Here is a 16,277-nt window from a genome sequence, read left to right on the forward strand (position 1 = left end):
TATCAATCGTCGCTACCATCCTATCGTAGCGATCAAGTGTAGAAACCGCAGAGGAACCCCGAACTTGAAAAGCCCGAGGCTCGTACGGCATGTGAACGAGGATTAGACCCGGCGCTTCTTGCGCGGACGGCAACCGTTGTGCGGGATCGGCGTAACATCGCGGATCGACGTAATCACAAAGCCGGCAGCCTGAAGGGCGCGCAGCGCGGATTCACGGCCAGAGCCCGGTCCGCAAACCTCGACTTCGAGGGAGCGCATACCGTGTTCCTGAGCCTTCTTGGCGCAATCTTCGGCAGCGATCTGAGCGGCGAACGGGGTCGACTTACGCGAACCCTTGAACCCCTGAGCACCGGCAGACGACCAGGCAATCGCATTGCCCTGAGCATCCGTGATGGTGATCATGGTGTTGTTGAACGTCGAATTTACGTGGGCAACGCCCGACGAGATGTTTTTACGCTCGCGACGGCGAACGCGCGTGGCTTCCTTGGCCATGACAGTCCTTTCAATCGATCTCTACACCGCCGTAATTCCAGCGGCTACACCGGTCCTCAAGAAAGGACCAGCATCAAACCCAACCGGCGCACCGGAAAGGCCCGACGGAACATATGTCCCGTCGAAATTACTTCTTCTTGCCTGCGATTGCCTTCGCCGGACCCTTGCGGGTGCGTGCGTTGGTGTGCGTGCGCTGGCCGCGAACCGGCAGCGAACGACGATGACGCAGACCGCGGTAGCAGCCCAGGTCCATCAGGCGCTTGATGTTCATCGAAACTTCACGACGCAGGTCACCTTCGACCTGGTAGTCAGCATCGATTGCTTCGCGGATCTGAAGGACTTCAGCATCCGACAGCTGGTTAACGCGACGATCGTCAGCAATGCCGACCTTCGTTACGATTTCCCGAGCAAATTTCGGTCCGATCCCGTGAATGTACTGAAGCGCAATAACAACGCGCTTGTTCGTCGGGATGTTGACGCCAGCGATACGTGCCACGTCTGTTCTCCTTGAGTTATAAAAATTTCCATCTGGCAGATGCGATCAACCAGACAGCATTAAACGACCGGTACCGGCCTCTTTCGATTTCCGCCGATACCCGCCATTCAAAACCAGTTGAAGTGGCGCAGTCTTTGACGGAATCGCCCGAAAAAGTCAACTCTTAACTGTCCGTAAAGCCATCAAACCGGCCTGACAGGCAACTCAAGCAACTTCTGGAAGTAATAAACGGGCAGAAAACGCTTCACGCTTTCCCTGCCCGTATTGGAATGAGGCTTCTTCAAGCCTCTTCAATTTTCATGCCGGAACCAGAATTCTCTCGATTTCGGCAGTAACTTCTTCAACCGGCGCCATGCCATTGATGACGCGCAGTTCACCAGTTCCGGCATAATAGCTCGAAAGCGGCGAAGTCTTTTCGCGGTATTCCACGAGACGCTTACGGAACGCCTCAGGATTGTCGTCCGAACGGACCTGACCACCCTTGGCAATCGTTTCAGCCACGCGGCTCTCCATCCGCTTGACCAGAGCATTCTCGTCAACCTTCAGCTCAATGACTGCATCGAGTTTTAGGCCCTTCCCCGCCAGCATCGTTCCCAGAGCCTGAGCCTGTGGAACCGTGCGTGGATAACCGTCAAGGATGAAACCGTTCGCGCAGTCAGGCGCATCGATGCGCTCCGAAACGATCTGGTTCACGATCTCATCGGAAACCAGTTGCCCGGCGTCCATCACGGCCTTGGCGCGCTTCCCGATCTCGCTCTGCTGGGCGACTGCTGCACGCAGCATGTCGCCGGTCGAGAGCTGAGGAATTCCATGCTTCTTGGTAAGAAGTCCAGCCTGCGTCCCCTTACCTGCTCCGGGCGGCCCAAGAAGTATCAGTCTCATTTATTGCGTTTCCCACCTCTGAGTTTGGACTTCTTGATCAGCCCTTCATACTGATGGGCGATCAGATGCCCCTGAATTTGCGCAACCGTGTCAAGCGTTACGCTCACAACGATCAGCAGCGAGGTGCCACCAAGATAGAACGGCACACCGGTTGCGGAAATCAGGAATTCCGGCAGGAGACAGACAAGCACGATATAGATGGCGCCGACAACAGTGATGCGTGTCAGCACATAGTCTATGTATTCGGCGGTACGCTCACCCGGACGAATGCCCGGAATAAAGCCGGAATGCTTCTTGAGCTGGTCAGCAGTGTCCTTGGGATTGAACACAATGGCCGTGTAGAAGAAGCAGAAGAATGCCATCAATGCGGCATAGAACAGCATGTAAAGCGGCTGACCATGACCGAGTGCATTGAGAACGGTAGTAGCCCAGGCCGGCATTTCTGTCGTGTTGGCGAAACCGGCGACCGTCGCAGGCAGAAGCAACAACGACGAGGCGAAAATCGGAGGAATGACGCCTGCGGTATTGAGCTTCAACGGCAGATGCGACGTATCGCCCTGGAACATGCGGTTGCCGACCTGACGCTTCGGATACTGGATCAGAAGGCGACGCTGCGCACGTTCAACGAATACGATGACCGCAATCAGCACGATGGCAAGAATGATAACGCCCAGAATGAGTCCCGTCGACAGCGCGCCGGTACGGCCAAGTTCCAGCGTGCCGGAAATAGCGTGCGGCAGGTTGGCCACGATACCGGAGAAGATGATCAGCGAGATACCGTTGCCGATACCGCGTGCAGTGATCTGCTCGCCGAGCCACATCAGGAACATCGTGCCGCCAACAAGGGTGATCACCGACGAAACGACGAAGAACGGTCCCGGATTGGTGACAATACCGTTGCCCGACTGCAAGCCGACAGAAATCGCGTAGGCCTGAACAAGCGCCAGAAGCACCGTGCCGTAACGCGTATACTGATTGATGATCTTGCGACCTGCCTCGCCTTCCTTCTTCAGCGCTTCAAGAGACGGAACAACCGACGTCATGAGCTGCACGATGATGGAGGCAGAGATATAAGGCATGATGCCGAGCGCGAAAATGGCCATACGACCGACGGCGCCACCGGCGAACATGTTGAAAAGCCCGAGCACACCCTGGCTATGCTGCTGGAAAGCCTGCGCAAGCGCGTCAGGATTGATGCCGGGAAGCGGAATATAGGTGCCGAACCGGTATACGAGCAAAGCACCTAGCGTGAACCAGATGCGCTTCTTGAGTTCTTCTGCTTTCGAGAAAGCTGAAAAATTGAGATTGGAAACTAGCTGTTCAGCAGCCGATGCCATTAAATTTCTCCGGTGAAAAGTCTCCGGTCCTCCGCCCCCGTCAGCGCAATCTATTGCGGTCGCGCCTCGAGACTAAAAAGACCCTACCCAGATATGCGCATTGGCATAAATGTGCAAGCGGCGGCACTGAGGCCGCCGCTTTTTATTTTTGTATCGAAGCCTTATTCGGCAGCGGCTTCAGGAAGCTTGATGCTACCGCCAGCCTTTTCGATCTTTTCGACCGCAGCCTTGGAAGCACCGGCTACCTCGAAAGCAACCTTTGCCTTCAGTTCGCCGTCCGAAAGGATGCGAACGCCGTCCTTGGCGCGACGAATCACGCCAGCAGCCTTCAGCGAATCGAGGTTCACAACTACCTTGGCATCAAGCTTGCCTGCATCGATAGCGGCCTGAACACGGCCGAGCGACACAACGTTGAAGCTCTTTGCGAAGATGTTGGTGAAGCCGCGCTTCGGCAGACGGCGGTAGATTGGCATCTGGCCGCCTTCGAAGCCGTTGATCGCGACGCCCGAACGGGACTTCTGCCCCTTGACACCACGACCACCGGTCTTGCCGGTGCCCGAACCGATACCGCGGCCAACACGCTTGCGTGCTTTGACCGAACCTGGCTTGTCACGCAGATCGTTGAGTTTCATATCTCTATCTCCTGCGCTATCACGCCTCGTCCACAACTCGAACGAGGTGTGGAAGCTTGGCGATCATGCCACGAACTGCCGGAGTATCTTCCAGCGTGCTGCGGCGGTGCATTTTATTAAGACCCAGACCGATCAGCGTTGCGCGCTGCTCGGCTGGACGACGGATTGGGCTTCCGATCTGCTCGACCGTAACCGTCTTGCCCTTCTTCTCAGCCATCACTCAAATCCCTTGTCTATGGCGTATCCGGTGGCCTGAGCGGCCCCGGACGAACACAAACTATCGGCTACTCTTCCGAACCGACCACATCATGGCGGCGAGCCTGAAGGGTCGAGTACTTGATGCCGCGCTGTGCAGCGATGTCCTTCGGATGCATCTGATGCTTCAGAGCATCGAACGTCGCACGAACCATGTTGTAAGGGTTCGACGAACCGAGCGACTTGGCGACAACGTCCTGAACGCCGAGCGTTTCGAACACTGCACGCATCGGACCACCGGCGATGATACCCTTACCAGCAGGAGCTGCGCGGAGCAGAACCTTGCCAGCGCCGTGACGGCCTTCAACATCGTGGTGCAGCGTACGGCCCGAACGCAGCGGTACGAAGATCATGTCGCGCTTGGCAGCTTCCGTAGCCTTACGGATAGCTTCCGGCACTTCACGAGCCTTGCCATGACCGAAGCCTACGCGGCCCTTCTGGTCGCCAACAACGACGAGCGCAGCAAAACCGAAGCGACGGCCGCCCTTGACGACCTTGGCAACGCGGTTGATGTGAACGAGCTTATCGACGAATTCGCTGTCGCGCTCCTCACGGCCGCGATCTTCGCGGTTACGTTCTCTCTGTGCCATATCCTGATTTCCTTTTTCTTTTCCGGAAGCACAAAATGCTATTAGAAGCTCAGTCCGCCTTCGCGGGCAGCTTCGGCGAGAGCCTTCACACGGCCGTGGTAAATGAATGCACCACGGTCGAACACTACTTCGCTGACGCCTGCTTTAACGGCACGCTCGGCAACCAGCTTGCCAACTGCAGCTGCTGCTGCGGAGTCGGCGCCAGTCTTGAGCTTGCCCTTCAGGTCGCCATCCAGGGTCGAAGCAGCGGCGATGGTAACACCGCGAACGTCGTCGATAACCTGAACGTAGATGTTCTTGGAAGAGCGGTGCACGCTGAGACGCGGACGGCCGTTTGCAACAGCCTTGACCTGACGGCGTACACGAGCAGCGCGACGCTGCAAAGTTTCTTTTGGCGATGCCATGACGCGCTTCCCTTACTTCTTCTTGCCTTCTTTGCGGACGATCTTCTCGCCAGCATACTTGACGCCCTTGCCCTTGTAAGGCTCGGGGCCGCGATATTCGCGGATCTCAGCCGCGACCTGACCGACCTGCTGCTTGTCGATACCGGTGACGACGATTTCCGTCGGCTTCGGAACGGCAACAGTGATGCCAGCAGGCACGTCGTAGACCACTTCGTGGCTGAAGCCGAGCGAAAGCTGCAGGTTCTTACCCTGCATGGCAGCACGGTAACCGACGCCGCTGATTTCGAGCTTCTTTTCGAAGCCGTCCTTCACGCCAACAAAAATGTTGGAGATCATCGTGCGGGACATGCCCCACTTCGAACGAGCTTCCTTCGACTGGTCGCGCGGATCGACGCTGACAGCGCCGTCTTCCATCTTGACCAGAACTTCATCGTGCACGACGAAGGAGAGTTCACCCTTCGCGCCCTTGGCCTTGACGATCTGCCCATCAACACTGGCGGTCACGCCTGCCGGGACCGGCACGGGTTTTTTACCGATACGAGACATTTTAATACCTGTCTTTTATCTGTTCGCTGTCAACCGCATCAGAAGATGCGGCAGAGCAGCTCACCACCAACGTTTTGTTCACGGGCTTCATGATCAGCCATCACACCCTTAGGGGTGGACAGGATCGAGATGCCAAGACCATTCGCAACCTGCGGGATCGACTTGACCGACACGTATACACGGCGGCCAGGCTTCGAAACGCGGGTCAGTTCACGAATGACTGGAACGCCTTCATAGTACTTCAGTTCGATTTCGATCTCGGCTTTGCCGTTCACGAATTCACTCTGCGTGTATCCGCGGATGTAACCTTCAGACTGAAGAACATCAAGAACGCGAGCGCGCAACTTGGAAGCCGGGGTCGAAACCTTGGTCTTCTTGCGGCCTACTGCGTTACGAATACGGGTCAGCATGTCGCCGATAGGATCTGACACAGACATATGCTACTCCTTACCAGCTCGACTTGACGATGCCCGGGATCTGACCGAGCGAACCCAACTGACGGAGCGCAATACGCGACATCTTCAGTTTACGGTAATAACCACGCGGACGGCCCGAAACTTCGCAACGATTGCGAATACGAACCTTCGATGAATTGCGCGGCAGTTCGGCAAGCCGGATAGTGGCGCGGAAGCGCTCCTCCAGCGGAAGGCCCTGATCCATTACGATCGCCTTCAGACGTGCACGCTTGTCAGCATGACGCTTAACCAACTTTTCGCGGCGCTTGTTTTTTTCGACTGCGCTAGTCTTGGCCATATTATTATACCTCGCTACGCTTGCCGTTACTGCCGGAAGGGGAAGTTGAATGCACGCAGAAGAGCGCGCGCTTCATCATCCGTCTTGGCGGTCGTGCAAACGATGATGTCCATGCCCCAGATCTGATCAACCTTATCGTAGTTGATTTCCGGAAACACGATGTGCTCCTTGATACCCATGGCATAGTTGCCACGTCCGTCAAAGCTCTTCGGGTTCAGGCCGCGGAAGTCGCGAACGCGAGGAAGAGCGATCGTGATGAAACGATCAAGGAATTCGTACATGCGGTCCTGGCGAAGGGTGACCTTCGTGCCGATCGGCATGCCTTCACGCAACTTGAATGTTGCGATCGAGTTACGGGCGCGGGTGATAACAGCCTTTTGACCAGCAATCAAGCCAAGGTCTTCAGCAGCTACAGCCGGCTTCTTGGAGTCGCCAGTGGCTTCGCCAACGCCCATGTTGAGGACAACCTTGGTGATGCGTGGGATCTGCATCTCGTTGTCGTATTTGAATTCTTCAAGCAGAGCCTTACGAATGTTTTCGTTGTAAAGCTTCTTGAAGCGGGGAAGTGCCTTAGCTTCAGCCATCGATCAGCGCTCCAGAACGTTTTGCGACACGAACCTTCTTGCCGTCCTCGACGCGGAAACCGACGCGGGTCGGCTTACCGTCCTTGGGATCAGCAATTGCCAGGTTGGACAGGTGGATCGGCGCTTCCTTGGAGATAATGCCGGCTTCCTGGGTCTGGGTCTGACGCTGATGACGCTTCACAACGTTGATACCGCGAACGAGCGCCTGCTCGTCCTTAGGCATAACCTTGAGAACTTCGCCTTTACGGCCCTTGTCCTTACCGGACAGCACGACAACGCTGTCGCCTTTGCGAATCTTCTGCATCGTCTTGCTTCCTTACAGAACTTCCGGGGCCAGCGAGATGATCTTCATGTGGTTCTTTGCGCGAAGTTCGCGCGGAACCGGTCCGAAGATACGCGTGCCGATCGGCTCTTTCTTGTTATCGATGAGAACGGCTGCATTGTTATCGAAACGAATAACGCTGCCGTCCGGACGACGGATGTCCTTGGCGGTGCGTACAACAACCGCCTTCATCACATCACCCTTTTTGACGCGGCCGCGCGGAATAGCTTCCTTGATCGACACCACAATGATGTCGCCAACGGAAGCGTAACGCCGCTTCGAGCCGCCCAGCACCTTGATGCACATGACACGACGTGCGCCGGAGTTATCCGCCACGTCGAGGTTTGTTTGCATCTGAATCATGACTGGCCGCCTTCTTTCCTCTCAGCTGGTTAAGGGCTCCTGCCCTACCTAAGCTGCGTGTTTATAATTTAGCCTGCTGCTTCGTTCGTGAGAACGACCCAGCGTTTGTCCTTCGAGATTGGAGCCGATTCCTGAATGGAAACGAGATCGCCAACCTTGAACTGGTTGTTTTCGTCATGCGCCTTGTACTTCTTAGACTGACGCACGGTCTTCTGGAGGAGCGGATGCGAATAGCGGCGCTCAACCTTGACCACAACAGTCTTGTCATTCTTGTCGCTGACGACAACGCCCTGCAGAACGCGTTTAGGCATTATATTTTTCCTTATGCCTTGCTTGCGGCCGCCTTCTGGCGGGCAATAGTCTTAATACGCGCGATGTCGCGGCGAACCTGCTTCACGCGCGCGGTTTTTTCGAGCTGGCCGGTGGCCTTCTGAAAGCGCAGGTTGAACTGCTCTTTCTTCAGGGTGCCCAGCTCGTCATTCAGTTGATCGAGGCTCTTCGCCCGAACGTCTGCGGCTTTCATAGTTGCCTCTCTCTTATTCAGCAATGCGCTGGATAAAGCGCGTCTTGATCGGCAACTTTGCTGCGCCGAGTCTGAGGGCTTCGCGTGCCACATCTTCGGGTACGCCGTCAAGCTCAAACATCACGCGACCTGGTGCCACACGGCATGCCCAGTAGTCAACCGAACCCTTACCTTTACCCATACGGACTTCGGTAGGCTTCGACGTAACTGGCAGGTCAGGGAAGATGCGGATCCACACGCGGCCGGCACGCTTCATGTGACGGGTGATCGCGCGGCGGGCCGCTTCGATCTGACGTGCAGTGACGCGTTCCGGCTCAACGGCCTTCAAACCGAATGCACCGAAATTCAGATCCGTGCCGCCTTTCGAGTTGCCGTGAATACGGCCCTTGAACTGCTTGCGGAACTTGGTGCGCTTAGGCTGCATCATTGTTCTCTACTCCAAATTTCTCGCCCGCGGCCCGCTTTTTAAGCGTTTTCGCGGCGGCGGTTCGACGAGGAACCCTGATTGTCACCCTCGACCGCACGACGCTCGGAAGCCATCGGATCGTGTTCAAGAATCTCGCCCTTGAAGACCCAGACCTTCACGCCGCAGATACCATAAGCGGTCTTCGCTTCTGCCGTGCCGTAGTCGATATCGGCGCGAAGCGTATGAAGCGGAACGCGACCTTCACGGTACCATTCCATGCGAGCGATTTCCGCGCCACCCAGACGACCCGAGCAGTTGATACGGATACCTTCGGCTCCAAGACGCATTGCCGACTGAACGGCACGCTTCATGGCGCGACGGAATGCCACACGGCGTTCGAGCTGCTGAGCGATCGATTGAGCGATCAGCGTAGCGTCGATTTCCGGCTTGCGAACTTCAACGATGTTGAGCGACGTATCGGCATTGGTCATCTCGGAAAGCTTCTTGCGGAGCTTTTCGATGTCTGCACCCTTCTTGCCGATGATGATGCCCGGACGAGCCGAATGGATCGTCACGCGGCACTTCTTGTGCGGACGCTCGATTACGATCTTGGAGATCGCAGCCTGCTTCAGTTCCTCGGTGAGGAATTCGCGGATCTTGACATCTTCATGCAGCAGCTTGCCGTACTCACCGGTATTCGCGTACCAACGCGAATCCCAGGTGCGGTTGATGCCGAGACGAAGACCGATCGGATTAATCTTCTGACCCATTATGCGGCCTCCCCTTTTTCCGCGACTTCGCGGACAACAATGGTGAGATGCGAAAACGGCTTCTCGATACGGCTCGCGCGGCCACGGCCACGGACGTGGAAGCGCTTCATGACGATCGACTTACCTACATAGGCTTCGGCGACGATCAGAGAATCGACGTCGAGGTCATGGTTGTTTTCTGCGTTCGCAATTGCGGACTGGAGCGTCTTCTTAACCGTATCGGCGATCCGCTTGCGCGAGAACGTCAGATCGGCAAGAGCCGCATTCACCTTCTTGCCGCGGATCATGCTCGCAACAAGGTTCAGCTTCTGCGGGCTGACGCGCAGCGTACGGGCAACAGCTTGCGCTTCGTTGTCCTTGAGCTGACGGGGAGCTTTAGCCTTGCCCATCGTTACTTCCTCTTCGACTTCTTGTCCGCGCCGTGACCGTAGTAGGTACGTGTAGGCGCGAATTCACCGAACTTGTGTCCGACCATTTCTTCCGAAATCGACACCGGCACATGCTTGTTGCCGTTGTAGACGCCGAAAGTCAGACCGACAAACTGCGGCAGGATGGTGGAGCGACGGCTCCACATCTTGATAACTTCATTACGACCGCCTTCGCGTACCTTCTCAGCCTTCGTGAGAAGATAGCCATCGACGAACGGACCTTTCCAAACTGAACGAGCCACTTCAGACTACCTCTCTTACTTCTTGCGCTGATGGCGCGAACGCATGATGAACTTGTCGGTCGACTTGTTCGAGCGCGTCTTCTTGCCCTTCGTAGGCTTGCCCCACGGAGTGACAGGGTGACGACCACCCGAGGTACGACCTTCACCACCACCATGCGGGTGATCGACCGGGTTCATTGCAACGCCGCGAACGTGCGGACGCTTGCCACGCCACACCGAACGACCGGCCTTACCGTCGTTGATGTTGCCGTGGTCCGGGTTGGACACTGCACCGACCGAAGCGAAGCAGGCACCTGGAACCAGACGCTGTTCACCGGAGTTGAGGCGCAGAATGGCCATGCCCTGATCGCGACCAACCAGCTGAGCGTAGGTGCCAGCCGAACGAGCGATCTGACCGCCCTTGCCAGGCTTCAGTTCGACGTTGTGAACGATCGTACCAACCGGCATGGAAGCGAGCGGCATTGCGTTGCCCGGCTTCACGTCAACGGAGTTGCCTGCAACAACCTTGTCACCAACAGCCAGACGCTGCGGAGCCAAGATGTATGCCAGTTCACCGTCTTCGTAACGGATCAGCGCGATGAACGCGGTGCGGTTCGGATCGTATTCCAGACGTTCGACAGTGCCGACGACGTCAAGCTTGCGACGCTTGAAATCGATGAAACGGTACGTACGCTTGTGACCACCGCCCTGAAAGCGAACAGTGATACGACCGGTGTTGTTACGGCCACCCTTCTTGGACAGACCTTCGGTCAGGGACTTGACCGGCTTGCCCTTGTAGAGTCCCGAACGGTCCACGATGACCAGCTGACGCTGGCCTGGCGTGATCGGATTAAAATGCTTGAGTGCCATTGTCTCTTACTCCATGGCCTCTCAGAGACCGGTCGAAACGTCGATGCTCTGGCCTTCGGCCAAAGTAACGATCGCTTTCTTGACGTCGCTCTGGCGCCCGATAAGGCCGCGGAACCGCTTAACCTTACCCTTGCGCACTGCAGTGTTGACTGCGGTAACCTTGACGCCGAACAGCGCTTCGACTGCAGCCTTGATTTCCGGCTTCGTTGCCTTGCGGGCTACGTTGAAGACAACCTGGTTGTGTTCGGAAACCATGGTGGACTTCTCGGTGATAACCGGGCTGACGATCACGTCGTAATGGCGAAGATCAGTCATTTGAAACGCTCCTCGAGGGCTTCGACAGCCGCCTTGGAAAGAACGAGCTTGCCGCGGCGAAGGATGTCGTAAACATTGATGCCCTGCACCGGCAGAACGTCGATGTTCGGGATGTTCGAAGCCGCGCGCTGGAAGTTCACGTCGATCTCTGCACCGCCGATGACGAGTGCATTTTCAAGACCGAGCTTGGCGAACTGCGAAACAAGCTGCTTCGTCTTGGCTTCCGTTGCAGCCAGATCATCGATGATGATCAGGTCAGATGCCTTTGCCTTTGCAGACAGGGCATGACGCAGGCCAAGAGCGCGAACCTTCTTCGGCAGATCGTGATCGTGCGAACGGACAACCGGTCCGTGAGCCTGACCACCACCGCGGAACTGCGGAGCGCGAGCCGAATGGTGACGAGCGCGACCCGTACCCTTCTGCTTGTACATCTTTGCGCCGGTGCGGCTTACGTCGCCACGGCCCTGAGCCTTATGGGAGCCCTGCTGGCGGCGAGCCAGCTGCCAGCGCACAACGCGCTGAAGAATGTCGTCACGCGGGTCGAGGCCGAAGATTTCTTCGTTCAGCTTGACCTTGCCGGCATCCTTGCCTTCAAGAGTGGTAATCGTGAGATCCATTATTCGGCTCCCTCAGTCGCGACAGCTTCAGCCTTCGCGGCACCTGCACGCAGAGCGGCCGGCTTCGGCGCGTTCTCAGGCAGCGAGACCTTTACCGCATCGCGCACGATGATCCAGGCGCCCTTGGAGCCAGGAACCGCACCGCGAACCAGAATGAGGCCGCGATCGCTGTCCGTCGAGACAACTTCAATATTCTGCGTGGTTACGCGGGTCTGGCCCATGTGACCAGCCATCTTCTTGCCCTTGAACACCTTACCCGGGTCCTGACGCTGACCGGTCGAGCCGTGAGCGCGGTGGGTAATGGAGTTACCATGGGAAGCGCGATGACCGGCGAAGTTATGACGCTTCATAACACCAGCAAAGCCCTTACCAATCGAAGTACCCGTCACATCGACCTTCTGGCCAGCGACGAAGTGTTCGGCGGTGATTTCAGCGCCGACTTCGAGGAGGTTGTCCGGCGAAACGCGGAATTCCGCGACCTTCGCCTTTGGCTCGACCTCGGCCTTCGCGAAATGACCGCGCATAGCCTTGGACGTGTTCTTTACCTTGGCAAGTCCAACGCCAAGCTGAACAGCCGTGTAACCATTCTTTTCAACTGTACGCTGAGCTACCACGTGGCAATTCTCCATGCGGAGAACCGTCACCGGCACATGCTCGCCGGCGTCGTTATAGACGCGGGTCATGCCCAGCTTCTGTGCAATAACACCTGAACGCATCGGGTTCGTTCCTTCCGTCCTCAAGCCGATTAAAGCTTGATCTCGACATCGACACCGGCGGACAGATCGAGCTTCATCAGCGCGTCCACCGTCTGCGGGGTCGGGTCAACGATATCGAGAAGACGCTTGTGCGTGCGCATCTCGAACTGCTCGCGGCTCTTCTTGTCGATGTGCGGCGACCGGTTAACCGTGAACTTCTCGATCCGCGTAGGAAGCGGGATCGGTCCGCGCACATTTGCACCGGTACGCTTGGCAGTCGACACGATTTCCCGCGTCGAAGCGTCAAGGATCCGATGATCAAACGCCTTGAGGCGAATGCGGATGTTTTGACCGTTCATTTCATCTGTTCCTTGTTACGCGGGAACGCTCGCTCCAAAGCGAGCGTTCCTGCACAAACCTTCATTACTCGATGATCGAGGAGACGATGCCTGCACCGACGGTGCGGCCGCCTTCACGGATAGCGAAGCGGAGCTTCTCTTCCATGGCGATCGGCACGATCAGGGTGACGTCCATAGCGACGTTGTCGCCAGGCATAACCATTTCCGTGCCTTCCGGCAGCGTGACAACACCGGTCACGTCCGTCGTGCGGAAGTAGAACTGCGGACGGTAGTTCGTGAAGAACGGCGTATGACGGCCACCTTCGTCCTTGGTCAGAATGTAGGCTTCTGCCTTGAACTTGGTGTGCGGCTTCACAGAACCCGGCTTGCAGAGAACCTGGCCGCGTTCAACGTCTTCACGGCCAACGCCGCGGATCAGAGCGCCGATGTTGTCGCCAGCCTGGCCCTGATCGAGCAGCTTGCGGAACATTTCAACGCCGGTAACCGTCGTCTTCGCCGTCGCCTTGATGCCGACGATTTCAACTTCTTCACCAACCTTGACGATACCGCGCTCAACGCGACCCGTCACAACCGTACCACGGCCCGAGATCGAGAACACGTCTTCGATCGGCATCAGGAACGGCTGGTCGATCGGACGTTCCGGGGTCGGAATGTAGTCGTCAACAGCGGCCATCAGCGAACGAACGGCGTCTTCGCCCAGTTCCTTCGAAGAATCTTCCAGAGCAGCAAGAGCCGAGCCCTTGATGATCGGAACTTCGTCGCCCGGGAAGTCGTACTTCGACAGAAGTTCGCGTACTTCCAGTTCAACCAGTTCGAGCAGTTCTGCATCGTCAACCTGGTCGCACTTGTTCAGGAACACGACGATTGCCGGAACGCCAACCTGACGAGCGAGCAGGATGTGCTCACGGGTCTGCGGCATCGGGCCGTCAGCGGCCGAAACAACCAGAATTGCGCCGTCCATCTGGGCAGCACCGGTGATCATGTTCTTCACATAGTCAGCGTGACCTGGGCAGTCGACGTGTGCATAGTGACGGTTCGGCGTTTCGTACTCGACGTGTGCCGTCGAGATCGTGATGCCGCGGGCGCGCTCTTCAGGAGCGGCGTCGATCTGGTCATACGCCTTGAACTCGCCGAAAAACTTCGTGATCGCTGCAGTCAGCGACGTCTTGCCATGGTCAACGTGACCAATCGTGCCGATGTTAACGTGGGGCTTCGTACGTTCAAACTTACTCTTTGCCATTTGAGCTCTCCGTAAATTTAGCCTGCTCAGGCATTCTTTTAATTGGGAGCGTGACCCTTAGGTCACGCAAACTTCTTCTGGATTTCCTGTGCGACCGCCGTCGGAACCGGCTCATAATGGTCGAACTGCATCGTGTACTGTGCACGGCCCTGGGACATCGAACGCAGGTTGTTCACGTAACCAAACATGTTGGCGAGTGGAACATTTGCATTGACGACCGTGGCGATGCCGCGGGCTTCGGTGCCGGAAATCTGACCGCGACGCGAGTTCAGATCGCCGATAACGTCACCAACGTAATCTTCCGGCGTGACAACCTCGACCTTCATGATCGGCTCGAGGAGCTGAGCGCCTGCCTTCTGCGCACCTTCACGGAACGCTGCACGGGATGCGATTTCGAAGGCGAGAACAGACGAGTCAACGTCATGGTATGCGCCGTCGATCAGGGTGGCCTTCACGCCGAGCATCGGGAAGCCAGCCAGCGGGCCTGCACCCATGACGCTTTCGATACCCTTCTGGACGCCCGGAATGTATTCCTTCGGAACCGAGCCGCCGACGATCTTCGATTCGAAGATGAAATCGTCGCCATCATGCGGTTCGAAGATGATCTTAACGCGAGCGAACTGACCCGAACCACCCGACTGCTTCTTGTGGGTGTAATCGATTTCAGCCTGACGGGTGATCGATTCACGGTAAGCAACCTGCGGGGCACCGACGTTGGCTTCAACCTTGAATTCGCGCTTCATGCGATCGACGAGAATGTCGAGGTGAAGTTCGCCCATGCCGGCGATGATGGTCTGACCGGATTCTTCGTCCGACTTGACGCGGAAAGAAGGATCTTCGGCAGCCAGACGATTGAGCGCAATGCCCATCTTTTCCTGGTCGGCCTTGGTCTTCGGCTCGATAGCGATTTCGATAACCGGATCCGGGAATTCCATGCGCTCGAGGATAACCGGCTTCAGCGGATCGCAGAGCGTATCGCCAGTGGTGGTTTCCTTGAGGCCAGCCAGAGCAACGATGTCGCCTGCAAAGGCTTCTTCGATGTCTTCACGGCTGTTGGAGTGCATCTGCAACATACGGCCGATACGCTCACGCTTGCCCTTGACGGTGTTTTCGAGCGAAACGCCCTTGGTCAGCTTGCCCGAGTAGATACGAGCGAAGGTCAGCGAACCAACGAACGGGTCGTTCATGATCTTGAATGCGAGCATCGAAAGCGGTGCTTCATCCGAAGATTCACGGGTGGTTTCGGTTTCCGTCTTGACGTCGATGCCCTTGATCGCTGGCACGTCGGTCGGAGCCGGAAGGAATTCCACAACAGCGTCCAGAAGCGGCTGAACGCCACGGTTCTTGAACGCGGTACCGCAAAGGATCGGGTGGAACTTGACCTCGATGGTGCCCTTACGGATCAGCGCACGGAGCTGTTCGTTCGTAGGCATCGTGCCTTCGAGGTAAGCTTCCATGGCAGCTTCGTCGATTTCCACAGCCAGCTCGATGAGCTTTTCGCGGTATTCTTCAGCCTGATCCTTGAGATGCTCAGGAATTTCACCAACGGTCGCAGCTGCGCCGATCGTGCCATCCCAGGTCAGCGCCTTCATTTCGATCAGGTCGATGACGCCTTCGAACTCGTTTTCAGCGCCGATCGGCAGCTGAACCGGAAGTGCTACTGCGCCAAGACGCGAACCGACCATTTCTACGCAACGGTAGAAATCGGCACCGATCTTGTCCATCTTGTTGACGAAGACCATACGCGGGACGTGGTACTTTTCAGCCTGACGCCACACGGTTTCGGTCTGAGGCTCAACGCCAGCGTTGGCGTCGAGCAGTGCAATTGCGCCGTCGAGAACGCGGAGCGAACGTTCAACTTCAATCGTGAAGTCAACGTGGCCCGGCGTGTCGATGATGTTGAAGCGGCGCTTCTTGCCATCCTGACCCTGCCAGAACGTGGTCGTGGCAGCGGACGTGATGGTGATACCGCGTTCCTGCTCCTGCTCCATCCAGTCCATGGTCGACGCACCATCGTGGGTTTCGCCGATCTTATGGTTCTTACCGGTATAGAACAGAATGCGCTCGGTCATCGTCGTCTTACCGGCGTCGATGTGAGCCATGATACCGAAATTGCGGTAGTCTTCGATTTTATATTCGCGGGCCATGATAGTCGCTCTTTGAATAGGTTTCGACGA

Annotated in this window: 27 protein-coding genes; all 27 read right to left on the reverse strand. The window is 56.9% G+C overall.

The annotated features are described in order from the left end of the window. Positions 1–102: 102 nt before the first annotated feature. A complete protein-coding gene (gene rpsK / locus AC1RHM_RS02245) occupies positions 103–492 on the reverse strand; it encodes a 30S ribosomal protein S11 (protein WP_002964339.1) in 390 nt (129 codons plus the stop codon). A gap of 127 nt (positions 493–619) precedes the next feature. Beyond that, positions 620–988 (reverse strand): 30S ribosomal protein S13, encoded by a 369-nt coding sequence (rpsM, locus tag AC1RHM_RS02250; protein WP_006467002.1) that lies wholly within the window; start codon positions 986–988, stop codon positions 620–622. 297 nt (positions 989–1,285) lie between these two features. After that, complete coding sequence (locus AC1RHM_RS02255; protein WP_010659927.1) at positions 1,286–1,870, reverse strand: adenylate kinase; 585 nt, start codon at positions 1,868–1,870, stop codon at positions 1,286–1,288. Further along, positions 1,867–3,207, reverse strand: a complete 1,341-nt coding sequence (gene secY, locus AC1RHM_RS02260) for a preprotein translocase subunit SecY (protein WP_010659926.1) — start codon at positions 3,205–3,207, stop codon at positions 1,867–1,869. The genes AC1RHM_RS02255 and secY overlap by 4 nt, the downstream gene beginning before the upstream one ends. Before the next feature lie 161 nt (positions 3,208–3,368). After that, positions 3,369–3,839 carry a 50S ribosomal protein L15 gene (gene rplO, locus AC1RHM_RS02265; RefSeq protein ID WP_010659925.1) on the reverse strand — a complete coding sequence of 157 codons (471 nt, stop codon included), beginning with the start codon at positions 3,837–3,839 and terminating at the stop codon, positions 3,369–3,371. A gap of 19 nt (positions 3,840–3,858) precedes the next feature. Then, positions 3,859–4,056 carry a 50S ribosomal protein L30 gene (gene rpmD, locus AC1RHM_RS02270; protein WP_002967737.1) on the reverse strand — a complete coding sequence of 66 codons (198 nt, stop codon included), beginning with the start codon at positions 4,054–4,056 and terminating at the stop codon, positions 3,859–3,861. A gap of 67 nt (positions 4,057–4,123) precedes the next feature. Next, positions 4,124–4,684, reverse strand: coding sequence for a 30S ribosomal protein S5 (gene rpsE / locus AC1RHM_RS02275; RefSeq protein WP_006467009.1), 561 nt, complete (start codon positions 4,682–4,684; stop codon positions 4,124–4,126). Positions 4,685–4,725: 41 nt separating this feature from the next. Beyond that, complete coding sequence (gene rplR / locus AC1RHM_RS02280) at positions 4,726–5,088, reverse strand: 50S ribosomal protein L18 (protein ID WP_010659924.1); 363 nt, start codon at positions 5,086–5,088, stop codon at positions 4,726–4,728. A 12-nt stretch (positions 5,089–5,100) separates the two neighbouring features. Beyond that, a complete protein-coding gene (gene rplF, locus AC1RHM_RS02285; RefSeq protein WP_010659923.1) occupies positions 5,101–5,634 on the reverse strand; it encodes a 50S ribosomal protein L6 in 534 nt (177 codons plus the stop codon). 38 nt (positions 5,635–5,672) lie between these two features. After that, positions 5,673–6,071, reverse strand: a complete 399-nt coding sequence (gene rpsH, locus AC1RHM_RS02290) for a 30S ribosomal protein S8 (protein WP_007875325.1) — start codon at positions 6,069–6,071, stop codon at positions 5,673–5,675. A 10-nt stretch (positions 6,072–6,081) separates the two neighbouring features. Next, a complete protein-coding gene (gene rpsN / locus AC1RHM_RS02295) occupies positions 6,082–6,387 on the reverse strand; it encodes a 30S ribosomal protein S14 (RefSeq protein ID WP_010659922.1) in 306 nt (101 codons plus the stop codon). 26 nt (positions 6,388–6,413) lie between these two features. After that, positions 6,414–6,971 carry a 50S ribosomal protein L5 gene (rplE, locus tag AC1RHM_RS02300; RefSeq protein WP_010659921.1) on the reverse strand — a complete coding sequence of 186 codons (558 nt, stop codon included), beginning with the start codon at positions 6,969–6,971 and terminating at the stop codon, positions 6,414–6,416. Beyond that, complete coding sequence (rplX, locus tag AC1RHM_RS02305; RefSeq protein WP_010659920.1) at positions 6,964–7,275, reverse strand: 50S ribosomal protein L24; 312 nt, start codon at positions 7,273–7,275, stop codon at positions 6,964–6,966. The genes rplE and rplX overlap by 8 nt, the downstream gene beginning before the upstream one ends. A 12-nt stretch (positions 7,276–7,287) precedes the next feature. Then, a complete protein-coding gene (gene rplN / locus AC1RHM_RS02310; protein WP_004683923.1) occupies positions 7,288–7,656 on the reverse strand; it encodes a 50S ribosomal protein L14 in 369 nt (122 codons plus the stop codon). Between the two features lie 68 nt (positions 7,657–7,724). Next, complete coding sequence (gene rpsQ, locus AC1RHM_RS02315; RefSeq protein ID WP_010659919.1) at positions 7,725–7,967, reverse strand: 30S ribosomal protein S17; 243 nt, start codon at positions 7,965–7,967, stop codon at positions 7,725–7,727. A gap of 11 nt (positions 7,968–7,978) precedes the next feature. After that, the gene (gene rpmC / locus AC1RHM_RS02320) at positions 7,979–8,179 is read right to left on the reverse strand and encodes a 50S ribosomal protein L29 (protein WP_006467022.1); all 201 of its coding nucleotides are present in this window, start codon (positions 8,177–8,179) and stop codon (positions 7,979–7,981) included. A gap of 13 nt (positions 8,180–8,192) precedes the next feature. After that, complete coding sequence (gene rplP, locus AC1RHM_RS02325; RefSeq protein ID WP_006467023.1) at positions 8,193–8,606, reverse strand: 50S ribosomal protein L16; 414 nt, start codon at positions 8,604–8,606, stop codon at positions 8,193–8,195. A 38-nt stretch (positions 8,607–8,644) separates the two neighbouring features. Next, the gene (gene rpsC, locus AC1RHM_RS02330; RefSeq protein ID WP_006467024.1) at positions 8,645–9,355 is read right to left on the reverse strand and encodes a 30S ribosomal protein S3; all 711 of its coding nucleotides are present in this window, start codon (positions 9,353–9,355) and stop codon (positions 8,645–8,647) included. Further along, positions 9,355–9,744, reverse strand: a complete 390-nt coding sequence (gene rplV / locus AC1RHM_RS02335; RefSeq protein ID WP_010659918.1) for a 50S ribosomal protein L22 — start codon at positions 9,742–9,744, stop codon at positions 9,355–9,357. Before rplV ends, rpsC begins: the two co-directional genes overlap by 1 nt. Positions 9,745–9,746: 2 nt before the next feature. Next, complete coding sequence (rpsS, locus tag AC1RHM_RS02340) at positions 9,747–10,025, reverse strand: 30S ribosomal protein S19 (protein ID WP_010659917.1); 279 nt, start codon at positions 10,023–10,025, stop codon at positions 9,747–9,749. 15 nt (positions 10,026–10,040) lie between these two features. Beyond that, positions 10,041–10,874, reverse strand: a complete 834-nt coding sequence (gene rplB, locus AC1RHM_RS02345; protein WP_010659916.1) for a 50S ribosomal protein L2 — start codon at positions 10,872–10,874, stop codon at positions 10,041–10,043. 21 nt (positions 10,875–10,895) lie between these two features. Next, complete coding sequence (locus tag AC1RHM_RS02350; RefSeq protein WP_006467028.1) at positions 10,896–11,189, reverse strand: 50S ribosomal protein L23; 294 nt, start codon at positions 11,187–11,189, stop codon at positions 10,896–10,898. Then, positions 11,186–11,806 carry a 50S ribosomal protein L4 gene (gene rplD, locus AC1RHM_RS02355; protein WP_010659915.1) on the reverse strand — a complete coding sequence of 207 codons (621 nt, stop codon included), beginning with the start codon at positions 11,804–11,806 and terminating at the stop codon, positions 11,186–11,188. The genes AC1RHM_RS02350 and rplD overlap by 4 nt, the downstream gene beginning before the upstream one ends. After that, a complete protein-coding gene (rplC, locus tag AC1RHM_RS02360; RefSeq protein ID WP_012091910.1) occupies positions 11,806–12,522 on the reverse strand; it encodes a 50S ribosomal protein L3 in 717 nt (238 codons plus the stop codon). Before rplC ends, rplD begins: the two co-directional genes overlap by 1 nt. A 29-nt stretch (positions 12,523–12,551) precedes the next feature. Beyond that, on the reverse strand, positions 12,552–12,860 hold the full coding sequence (rpsJ, locus tag AC1RHM_RS02365; protein ID WP_002964363.1) for a 30S ribosomal protein S10: 309 nt from the start codon (positions 12,858–12,860) through the stop codon (positions 12,552–12,554). A 64-nt stretch (positions 12,861–12,924) separates the two neighbouring features. Then, complete coding sequence (gene tuf, locus AC1RHM_RS02370) at positions 12,925–14,100, reverse strand: elongation factor Tu (protein ID WP_012091906.1); 1,176 nt, start codon at positions 14,098–14,100, stop codon at positions 12,925–12,927. A 62-nt stretch (positions 14,101–14,162) separates the two neighbouring features. Beyond that, positions 14,163–16,247: an elongation factor G gene (fusA, locus tag AC1RHM_RS02375; RefSeq protein WP_010659911.1), complete on the reverse strand. Its 2,085-nt coding sequence runs from the start codon at positions 16,245–16,247 to the stop codon at positions 14,163–14,165. Positions 16,248–16,277 lie beyond the last annotated feature (30 nt).

Source organism: Brucella sp. GW823-FHT04E01 (assembly GCF_058796175.1).